Source organism: Bacillus sp. AFS001701, from assembly GCF_002559405.1.
GTDB lineage: Bacteria > Bacillota > Bacilli > Bacillales > Bacillaceae_G > Gottfriedia.
In genome coordinates this window covers 1-5,755 of sequence record NZ_NTZO01000314.1, presented here as the reverse complement: position 1 = coordinate 5,755, position 5,755 = coordinate 1, and the positions used below count along the sequence as shown (strand labels likewise).

At 32.0% G+C, this 5,755-nt stretch carries 5 protein-coding genes and 1 pseudogene; 2 read left to right on the top strand and 4 right to left on the bottom strand.

What is annotated here, in order from left to right; genetic code table 11:
- Positions 1–89: 89 nt before the first annotated feature.
- Entirely contained in the window at positions 90–467 is a 378-nt protein-coding gene (locus tag CN514_RS18810) for a VOC family protein (protein ID WP_098233918.1), read from the bottom strand.
- 225 nt (positions 468–692) lie between these two features.
- On the opposite strand from CN514_RS18810, the pseudogene CN514_RS18805 reads away from it, so the two are divergent.
- Positions 693–1,359 (top strand): annotated as a pseudogene (locus CN514_RS18805) (O-methyltransferase).
- A gap of 265 nt (positions 1,360–1,624) precedes the next feature.
- Here the strand turns inward: CN514_RS18805 and CN514_RS18800 are convergent.
- Positions 1,625–2,104, bottom strand: a complete 480-nt coding sequence (locus CN514_RS18800) for a GyrI-like domain-containing protein (RefSeq protein WP_098233917.1) — start codon at positions 2,102–2,104, stop codon at positions 1,625–1,627.
- Positions 2,105–2,213: 109 nt separating this feature from the next.
- Here CN514_RS18800 and CN514_RS18795 point away from each other — a divergent pair, with 109 nt between their 5' ends.
- Positions 2,214–3,176, top strand: coding sequence for a helix-turn-helix transcriptional regulator (locus tag CN514_RS18795; protein WP_098233916.1), 963 nt, complete (start codon positions 2,214–2,216; stop codon positions 3,174–3,176).
- A gap of 302 nt (positions 3,177–3,478) precedes the next feature.
- Here CN514_RS18795 and mutL read toward each other — a convergent pair whose 3' ends face one another.
- On the bottom strand, positions 3,479–5,422 hold the full coding sequence (gene mutL / locus CN514_RS18790; protein ID WP_098233915.1) for a DNA mismatch repair endonuclease MutL: 1,944 nt from the start codon (positions 5,420–5,422) through the stop codon (positions 3,479–3,481).
- A 104-nt stretch (positions 5,423–5,526) separates the two neighbouring features.
- Positions 5,527–5,755 (bottom strand): hypothetical protein (locus tag CN514_RS25820; RefSeq protein ID WP_176525967.1); only part of this gene is annotated, 229 nt, incomplete at its 5' end.

The following is a 5,755-nucleotide window of genomic DNA, read 5'->3' as shown; positions in this document are numbered from 1 at the left end:
CTATTTAAATAAACGAGTAAAATTCGAACATCTTATTTAATTAAAAAAGAGTTGTTTCTCTAAATGGAAACAACTCTTTTTATTATGTATTATTTGTCTTCTCTTAATAAATAATCATTACCATCTTGATCGTAGAAATTAAACATTGAACCGTATGGCATTTTCATCAGATCATCGACTTTTACGCCATTCTGTTTCATTTTTTCATAAGCAGCTTCAATATCCGTTGTGCTAAAAAGTACAGATGGATGAGCTATTTTTTCTGGTTTAAATTGTTCCATCGAAGGTTTAGAGTAAAGAACTAAAGTAGTAAATTCACTTTCGCTTGGACCTACTTCAATCCATTTAGCATCTGGTCCCATTGGCATTTCTAATTTTAGAACAAACCCCATTTTATTAATCCAAAAATCTTTAGCTTGCTCTTGATCTTCCACATAAACAGTAACTTTACCGATTTTATTAATCATATAAAAATCTCCTCTACTGGTTAATATTACTTCCATTCTATTTTAGCAAACGCAATTCTGCAAAACAAACCGATTAAGTACTAATTTCAGACTAAACTCAAGTTTAATGTACTTTGTGTACACACTTAATAATCTTCATGTGTATGACTTTTTTCCTGTAGAAGGATTTTATAAAACAATACCATATACTTTTTTGAAACGGTACAAAGTAAGGGGGAAGTAATCTTGCCTAATAACATAATTTGGAACGATGTTGATGAATATTTTATCGAAAAACTAATTCCGAATGATCCTATCTTAGAAAATGTATTACTTGCAAATTATCAAGCAGGCCTACCTAGTATCTATTTTGTCTCCTACTCAAGGTAAATTACTTTATCTATTAGCAAAAATTAAATGCGCTAAAAACATTTTAGAAATCGGTACTTTAGGTGGATATAGTAGTATTTGGTTAGCTCGTGCACTTCCCGAAGATGGGAAATTAACAACCTTAGAAATTATCCATGAGCATGCAAAAGTTGCCAAACAAAATATCATAGAAGCAAAATTGCAAGAAAAAGTTGATATTATTATAGGAAAAGCGTTAGATACTTTACCAACTCTAAAAGAATCAAAGCCTTTATTTGATTTCATATTTATTGATGCCGATAAACCAAATAATCCTGACTATTTAAAATGGGCATTAAAATTAGCAAGTCCTGGCGCAATAATTATTGTCGATAATGTCGTTCGAAACGGAGAGGTAATTTATGAAACGAGTCAAGATGAATATGTAAAGGGTGTACGACAATTAATGGATCTATTAGCTGCTGACCCTCGTATTGACACTACAGCAATTCAGACTGTTGGATTAAAAGGATATGATAGTTTGGTAATTGGAGTTGTTAAGTAGCATTTTACAAGAGGGTGCCAAAAGTTAACTTTTTTGGGGAGACAGCTGGGTCTATTTAGATCTAGACAAAATTAATTAGTAGGCTGCATACAAGCAAAAAAAAGAAGTATGAACAAAGTCAGTAACCGTCCATACTTCTTTACTATTTAAATGTAAAACATACGATTGTATTCTACACCAGAAATTTATAATTTAATATTCACCTTTAATAATAAAAAATGAGCCCCTAATTGATCCAGCCAGTTTACCGACTACAACCTCAAGTTTATTTCTTCACAACAGGAATCCACATTTCTCCAAAGACTAAGCCGTTTCGATTTCCCATAATAACCGCTGCGTTTGGCCCACCAACATAGGCAAAATCCTTTACTTCTGGTAATACTTGACCAAAGGCGATGCCAGCAAGGTTATTACACAATTCATCAGCTGTATTCCCTTCTCCTTCTACAACTAGGTATTCTCCTTTCGGGAATTGAATATCTCTAGATTCCTCAGGAACTGTTGCCTCTGTCATGACCCCAGCATAATGCATCATCTTGTTATTTACAGCTTCGTTCACAGAAAAAATATAGTCATTTGTAGCTATGGCTTTTAAAGCGTTCAATCTACCATCTTCTTTAATAGCCCCCCAGAAGTTTTCCTTTTCTTTGTTGATCCCTACATAATCTGTATAATCGCTTTTAAGTTCAATTCCAATACCTAAAACTCTAAAACTGTCTTTTTCTTCTAATTTATAATTTGTCATATTAAAAACCTTCCTTTTTTTAAATTTATCAAGCGATTTATTTCATCAGCTGATACGTTTATAATAAACTTAAATCATGTCAAAAAATGATACTGTTTAGGAGATACAGATGAAAAAAGTTGAACGTATTAATATCATCATGCGATATATAAACAATCGTGCAAAGTTCACAATTTCAGAAATCATGCAAGAATTTAACATCTCTCGTTCAACTGCATTAAGAGATGTCAAAGAAATTGAAGCGATGGGAATGCCTCTTGTCGCTGAAGTTGGAAGAGATGGGGGATATTTTGTTCTAAACAACTCTGTCCTCCCAACTGTTCGCTTTACAGATAATGAGATAAAAGCTCTATTTATTGCATTTATGGCCACAAGAAATAAACAACTTCCTTATCTAAAAAGTCGTCAATCTTTAACAGAAAAATTACTTGGTCTTATCACTGAAAACCAACAAGATGAACTTGTTCATTTAAATCAAATATTGCTTTTTGAAGGGACCAATCCAAAAAATCCCGACTTACTTGATCTATCAGACTTACCTCATCCAATGTTAGAAAAACTCATCCATGTCCTTCTATTGGATACTTGTTTATTGATTACCATTAAAGAAGAGTTTGAATCCATTTCTTATCCGATTTATCTATTGCACCTATATCATGACAAAGGCTTTTGGCTAATTGAAGGTTTTGACTTGTTGGAAGAAAAGAAAAAGATTTTCCCAGTCGATCATCTTATTGATGTCATTCCACACCATACAAAAAAAAGATTAAGTAAAAAAATAATTCTAGAAAAACTAAGTAAACAGGAAGAAGAAATTAATCTTATAGTTGAACTTGGTCCAATGGCGATTGCTCAGTTTAAAAAGTACCATCCTTTAAAAGTCTCAATTTCCTATACAAATCCATACCAATCCACAGCTATTATAAGAACTTATATAAATGTTAAAAATTCTGGAGAATTAACCGAGTTTACAAATTGGCTACTATATTTAGGTGAAGATATCAAGATAAAGAAAATTCCAGAAGAAGTCTTAGAAAGTTTGCAAAAAAGAATAAACTTATTTTGCCCATAAGCAGTATCGTTGAAAATATTTTTGGAAGGCAGTGCTAATAAGAATGCCCATTTTTTAACTTTTGTATCAAAATGCTTAAAAACAACGAACTGCAAATAAAATCTGAAAATCGCACTTCATACTAAATCGAATAAAAAACAGATATAACTCTGCTAAATTTTATAAAAACCATCGACTTCAATATGCCGAGAGCAGTAGAAATACCACCCACTGCTTATTAAAATTATCATTTAAAAAAAGTGCTGTAGTCCCATATTCAGTTAACCTGATTTATGGGACTACAGCACTTTAATAATTCAATATTACATAACACGCTTAAACATTTTCTCAAGCTCATATGAACTAAAATGGATAACGATTGGTCTACCGTGAGGACATGTAAATGGATTGCTTGATTTTCTCAACGATTCTAATAGATTAAAAATTTCATCGCTTGTTATATATTGATTTGCTTTTATTGACGCTTTACAGCTCATCATGATGGCTTTTTCTTCGCGTAGTTTCTTTATATTAATTGTTCCGCGTTTTAATAGTTCTTGAATCATTTCATCAATTAATGTATCCTCTTGGCCTTCTGGAAACCAATTTGGATGTTCACGAATGACATAACTATTTGATCCGAACTTCTCGATAAATAATCCAACTTCTTGGAGTTCATCTTGGTATTGGTCTAATAAAATAGCTTGCTCTGGTGAAACATCAAATGTGATCGGAATTAATAAAGTTTGTAGTTCTGATGCAACTTCCCCTATTTTTTCCTTAAAATATTCATAGTAAACACGTTCCTGTGCAGCATGTTGATCAATTAAATATAACCCTTTTTCATTTTGAGCAATAATATACGTTCCGTGCATTTGCCCGATTGGATATAAAGGAGGTAGTTGGTCTATATTTTGCTCATCATACACTTCTTCGTTCACAATGACTGTTTCTTCTATATTAGGTTGGTCGTCTTCATTTACAAAATTTGAATATCCTACGTCTTTATTAGATTCATGTTTTTCAAAATACAGACTCTCATAATCGGTTGGAGTTGATGAATCAATTTGAGTAAATGAATCGAATTCAGTTGTATTTTCTTCCTTTATTGTTTCATTAGTCTCATTGGATAAATTCGAATTAATAGTAAAACGATCTTGAAGCGAGAATGGTAATTTCTTTTCTACGTCTTCTTTTATAGAAGAATGTTCGAACGAAAATGTTGATTGTTCACTAAATATCTTTTCCTTTGGAACTGTTGACTTTATTTCTGGAATTAGGGAACGACCTCTAAAAACTTTTTTTATACTTTCGGTAATTAATGTAAATAATTGATCCTCTTTACTAAAACGAACTTCTTGTTTAGTTGGATGTACATTTACATCGACTAATTGAGGGTCCATTTTAATAAATAACGAAACGATTGGAAAACGGCCAATTGGTAGCAAAGTATGATAACCTTCGCTAATTGATTTGTTTACGCCATAGTGTTTTACATATCTACCATTTACATATAGTGAAATATAGTTTCTAGTTGCTCGTGTATATTCCGGCATTGATAAATAGCCTTCAATTTGAAAGTCTAATGACTCGCCTTTAAAATGAACCATATTTTTTGCAATTTGTAGACCGTATAATGATGCAAGAATCTGTCTTGCGTCGCCATTTCCATTACTACGGAACATTAATTTATCATTATGTTTCAAATCAAAAGCGATTTGTGGATTTGCTAATGCCAATCGATAGACAACGTCTGTCACATTACTTAATTCTGTTTGAACTGTTCTCATATATTTTAATCTTGCTGGAGTATTAAAAAATAAATTTGAAACTTCAATACTTGTCCCTTTTGATTTAGCAATTTCTTTTTGGGATTGCAATACGCCACCTTTTAAGATTGTTTCAATTCCAGGTCCGTCATCAGTTGATGTTTTTACTGTAACATAACTAACAGATGCAATACTCGGTAATGCTTCACCTCGGAAGCCTAATGTACGTATTCGAAATAAGTCATTTTCATCTTTTATTTTACTAGTTGCATGGCGCTCAAATGCAAGAATACTATCTTCCTTTGTCATCCCTTCGCCATTATCACTTACAAAAATTCGTGAGAGTCCACCATCGTTAATTTCGACTGTAATACGTGTACTAATCGCATCAATTGCATTCTCAAGTAATTCCTTTACAACTGATGCAGGACGTTCTACAACTTCACCTGCCGCTATTTGATTGGCTAAAATTTCATCTAACTTCTGTATCTTTGACATTAGTGAACCTCCTCTCTAAATAAATGCACTAAACAATAAAAAAGGTATAGTACATTAAGGTATTATCATAATTTTAATAAAAAGAAAGGCCAATTGGCCTTCTTTTAATTTTTAACTTGCTTTTGAAGTTCATATAATAAATTAAATGCTTCCATAGGATTTAATTCTAGTATATTTAGTCCTTTTAATTGATCAATGACAGGATGGTTTTTAACAACTTCTTTAACTACCGGTTGATGATCGTCAAATAAGCTTAACTGAGATTCAGCATCCTCTTTTTCAGTTGTTTGAACATGTTCTTTTTTCGGTACTTGAATATTTATAATCTCTTTT

Excerpts from the sequence above, each read along its gene's own strand:
- CN514_RS18810 (WP_098233918.1), bottom strand. The coding sequence starts at position 467 with ATGATTAATAAAATCGGTAAAGTTACTGTTTATGTGGAAGATCAAGAG.
- CN514_RS18800 (WP_098233917.1), bottom strand. The coding sequence starts at position 2,104 with ATGACAAATTATAAATTAGAAGAAAAAGACAGTTTTAGAGTTTTAGGT.
- CN514_RS18795 (WP_098233916.1), top strand. The coding sequence starts at position 2,214 with ATGAAAAAAGTTGAACGTATTAATATCATCATGCGATATATAAACAAT.
- mutL (WP_098233915.1), bottom strand. The coding sequence starts at position 5,422 with ATGTCAAAGATACAGAAGTTAGATGAAATTTTAGCCAATCAAATAGCG.